The following is a 3,231-nucleotide window of genomic DNA, read 5'->3' as shown; positions in this document are numbered from 1 at the left end:
GCTGCGGCAGGGGGCGATCAAAGGCATGGAAGGGTTCTTTCGATCGGGTAAGGTTGCCGACAACAGGTTCAAAAACGGCTCCAGCGGCATATTCTTCTAGGGCATATTGCTATTCAATTTGTAGCAAATGATGCCGCGCCGCCGGGGTCATGCGGCCGCGTTCGCCGGGAAGTCCGTGGACGCGGCCAGCGCGCGCCACTGAGCGGTTTCCGCCTGCACGAACGCGTGCTTGTCGGCAATGGCCTGCAGGGTGTCGGTGCCCAGCGGCAGTCGCAGGGGCGGCGCGGGGCTGTCCACCAGTTGCAGGATGGCCTGGGCCAGGCGCACGGGGTCGCCGGGCTGGTTCCGATTGATGCGGCGGGCCGCCTCGCGCACGGCGCCGGCGCTGGCGGCGTAGTCGTCCACGACGCGGGGCGAGATCGCCAGCGACGCCGTGTCGAGGAATTCGGTGCGAAAGTAGCCCGGCTCCACCACCGTGGCGTGGATGCCCAGCGGTGCCAGCTCGGCGTGCAGGGCTTCGGTCAGGCCCTCGACCGCGAACTTGGTCGAGCAATACACGCCGAAACCCGCACTCGATTGCACCCCGCCCAGCGACGAGATGTTGATCACGTGGCCGGCGCGTTGCGCGCGCAGGGTGGGCAGCACGGCACGGGTCACGTTCAGCAGGCCGAACACGTTGGTGTCGTAGAGGCTGCGCACCTCGTCGGCGGTGGCCTCTTCCACCGCGCCCAGCAGGCCGTAGCCCGCGTTGTTGACCAGCACGTCGATCCGGCCGAAGCGCTCCAGCGCGGCGCTCACCGCCTGGCGGGCCTGTGCCTCGTCGGTCACGTCCAGGGACACGGCCAGCAGTGCGTCGTGGGTGCCCAGCCGCTGGGTGACGGACTGCGCGCTGCGCGAGGTGGCCACCACGGCATCGCCCCGGGCCAGCGCGGCCTCTGCAATGCGGGCACCGATGCCGCGCGAGGCGCCGGTGATCAGCCAGACGCGGGGATGGGAAGACGACGAAGCGGAGGTGGAAGCGGAAGCGGAAGTGGCAATGGAAGCGGTGGCGGTCATGGAAAGGTCCTCGGGTTTCTATTGGCGGTCTGCTCGGTCTGGCAGGCCGGTCGATCCGGCTGCCGTGGGTGGGACTTTAGGCACACCATTGCCATTGCACTAGCCCATAATCCCTCGATTCATACGCAAGCAATACTTGTCAATCGACGGTCAATCAAGGGGGAATGCCATGGCCATCAACGAACTGCGGGCCATCGCCACCTTCGCGAAAGCCGCTGAACTCGGCAGCCTGCGCCAGGCGGCCTCGGCACAGGGCGTCACGCCGCAGGCGGCCAGCCTGGCGCTGGCACAGCTGGAGGCGCACCTGGGCGTGCGGCTGTTCCACCGCACCACGCGCAGCCTCAGCCTGACGGAGGAGGGCCGCCGGTTTCTCGATGCCGCGCAGCCCGGGCTGGCCACCCTGCAGCGGGCGGTGCACGGCGCGCGGCGCGGGCGTGAGGAGATCGCCGGGCCGCTGCGCATTACCGCGCCGCGGTCGATGATGCTGGAGGTCATCTGGCCCGTGGTGGACGCGTTCTGCCGCCGCTATCCGCAGGTGGAGCCCGATGTGCAGCTGGACGACCGCATCGGCAACTGGGTGGAGGACCGGGTGGACGTGGGCTTTCGCTCCGGCTACCCGCCCGAGGGCGGAGTCGTCGCGCGGCGCCTGATGGCGCTGCAACTGGTGGTGTGCGCCACGCCGGAGTACCTGGCGCGCCATGGCGTGCCGTTGCGCATCGAAGACCTGGCCGGGCACCGCTGCAGCGGTTTTCGCCACCCCGCCACGGGCAAGCCCATGCCGTGGGAGTTCCGCGTGGGCGAAGAGATCGTGGCCCATGCCGTCGCGCCGGCGTTCTGCGTCAACGACATCGAGCTGGAGGCGCGCGCCGTGCTGGGCGGCCACGCGATCGGACAGCTGGTGGGCACCACCGCCGCGCCGCTGGTGCGCAGCGGCCGGCTGGTGCCGGTGCTGACCGATGTGGTCGCGCACCACCTGGGCTTGTACGTCTACTACGGCAGCCGTGCGGCCCAGCCGGCGCGGGTGCGCGCCTTCATCGACCTGGCGGTGGACATGCTGGCGGACAACCCGGCGTTCGGCCTGAGCCCGCAGGAGTTGGCGGGGGCCAGCGCGGCGCACGCGAAGGCGCTGAAGAAAAGCCGGAAAGCCGCAGTCGCCACTGCCACTGCCACTGCAGCCGCCGCCCCGGCATCGGCGCCGACCCGCTCGGAACAACGCCCTACGGAAACGACTTAACTGGCGCGTGTCTTCGCGCTTGGAGCTCCACCCGTAGAAGCTTCAAGGGGCGGTCTCAAACCTGAAGTGCAACACCTCGATTGAGATGGATTTGCCGTCTCAGTGAATGGTAGCGTCCTGCTGCTGAGCAATGCCTGCATGAACTGCTGGAGCGCCTGATAGGGAGAGCGCCACTCCAGGGTCTGGCGAGGACGGTTGTTCATGAGGTCGGCAATGGAGTCGAGCGCAGCCTGATCGTGGATGCCCAGGTCAGTGCCCTTGGGCAGGAACTGGCGCAAAAGCCCGTTGGTGTTCTCGCAGCTGCCGCGCTGCCATGGGCTGTGTGGATCGCAGCAGTACACGCGCACGCCTGTGGCCTGCGCGAGCAGGCGACTGTGCGGGTGCAGCTTGGGGGCAGGACGCGCTGCATCGCGGCGAGCTTGGCAGGCAGCCTGGGCGGACCGCAAGGCATAGCCGTCGCCAGGGGTGCTGTTGCGTACCAGCTCACGGTACACGGTGCCGGGGCTGCGCCCGAGCAGGCGAGCGATGAATCGCCCGCTCCATCCTTGCTGGACCAGCGAGGCCAGCGTCAGGCGTTCTTCGGGCTGCAGGTGCGTGTATCGCGAAGTCATCTGTGCAAGTTACCTGAGGTTCAGGTGTTGCACTTCGGGTTTAGACCGCCAATCGGTATTTAAATTGTGATTGCTTATTACATTCCGTCACGTGAGTTTTGCTCTGTACATTCAAACGCTTTTGTTGCAAAGGAGATTGAGAATGCGTTTGAAAAGTGTGGTGTTGTCTGGTTTGGTGTGTGTGAGCGCTTTCGTCGGAGCTAATAGCGCATACGCGGCCGGTTATTTTGGAGCAACGAGCAAAACTTCATATGACGGATGGGCTTGCGACCCAGCAACTCCCGGTTATGCAGGATGGATCCACTTATGGCGAGATGATGGTAAATTTTT

Annotated in this window: 2 protein-coding genes and 3 pseudogenes; 2 read left to right on the top strand and 3 right to left on the bottom strand. The window is 66.3% G+C overall.

What is annotated here, in order from left to right; translation table 11 throughout:
* Positions 1-147: 147 nt before the first annotated feature.
* Positions 148-1,056, bottom strand: coding sequence for an oxidoreductase (locus AC27KI_RS21555; protein WP_487115748.1), 909 nt, complete (start codon positions 1,054-1,056; stop codon positions 148-150).
* Positions 1,057-1,225: 169 nt separating this feature from the next.
* Here AC27KI_RS21555 and AC27KI_RS21550 point away from each other — a divergent pair, with 169 nt between their 5' ends.
* The gene (locus AC27KI_RS21550; RefSeq protein ID WP_487115746.1) at positions 1,226-2,290 is read left to right on the top strand and encodes a LysR family transcriptional regulator; all 1,065 of its coding nucleotides are present in this window, start codon (positions 1,226-1,228) and stop codon (positions 2,288-2,290) included.
* Positions 2,291-2,389: 99 nt separating this feature from the next.
* On the opposite strand, the pseudogene AC27KI_RS21545 reads toward AC27KI_RS21550, so the two are convergent.
* A pseudogene (locus AC27KI_RS21545) lies at positions 2,390-2,655 on the bottom strand (IS30 family transposase); the annotation flags it as partial.
* Positions 2,656-2,820: 165 nt separating this feature from the next.
* A pseudogene (locus tag AC27KI_RS21540) lies at positions 2,821-2,901 on the bottom strand (hypothetical protein); the annotation flags it as partial.
* 142 nt (positions 2,902-3,043) lie between these two features.
* Here AC27KI_RS21540 and AC27KI_RS21535 point away from each other — a divergent pair.
* Positions 3,044-3,231, top strand: a pseudogene (locus AC27KI_RS21535) (hypothetical protein); the annotation flags it as partial.

The sequence above is a fragment of the Acidovorax sp. KPB24-03 genome (assembly GCF_057546605.1).
Note: the sequence above shows the minus strand (reverse complement) of the source record. Positions and strands in the feature narration are given on the sequence as shown.

Excerpts from the sequence above, each read along its gene's own strand:
- AC27KI_RS21555 (WP_487115748.1), bottom strand. The coding sequence starts at position 1,056 with ATGACCGCCACCGCTTCCATTGCCACTTCCGCTTCCGCTTCCACCTCC.
- AC27KI_RS21550 (WP_487115746.1), top strand. The coding sequence starts at position 1,226 with ATGGCCATCAACGAACTGCGGGCCATCGCCACCTTCGCGAAAGCCGCT.